Consider the following 410-nt stretch of genomic DNA (forward strand, 5'->3'; position numbering starts at 1 on the left):
ACTGGCATGTCTATGGAAATGAGGTTCGACCGGGCAACGGGAGCCGTATGAGTTGAGAGGCTCACGTACGGTTCTGCGAGAGGCTGAAGGTGAAACTCCTACGGCCTACTTACCAACGCAACGGCTTTTGCCTTTGGCTAAAGCGGCTGGAGTCCGAGCGCTTTAAAACATCGCCGGATTGTTCGGATGAAGCCATCGTGCTGACGGTTCAAGAACTCAACTGGTTATTGGACGGTTTTGATTTGTGGCACAACCGTCCGCATCAAGTTTTGACGCCTCGATTCGTGGCCTGATTCGGTATAATCCAGGGCATGATTTCCATGCCCGAAAACCTCCCCGATGATCCTGAATTGCTCAAGCAGATGCTTGCGAAGATGCAGTCCAGAGTCGGTTTCCTCGAAGAAGAAAAT

The 410-nt window shown here is 51.5% G+C and carries 1 protein-coding gene; it reads left to right on the plus strand.

Going from position 1 to position 410, the window contains the following annotated elements; translation table 11 throughout:
- Positions 1 to 89: 89 nt before the first annotated feature.
- Entirely contained in the window at positions 90 to 293 is a 204-nt protein-coding gene (gene tnpB, locus AACY49_RS31370) for an IS66 family insertion sequence element accessory protein TnpB (protein WP_339528249.1), read from the plus strand.
- Positions 294 to 410: the final 117 nt, after the last annotated feature.

The sequence above is a fragment of the Pseudomonas sp. EL_65y_Pfl2_R96 genome (genome assembly GCF_963970905.1).
Classification (GTDB): Bacteria; Pseudomonadota; Gammaproteobacteria; order Pseudomonadales; family Pseudomonadaceae; genus Aquipseudomonas.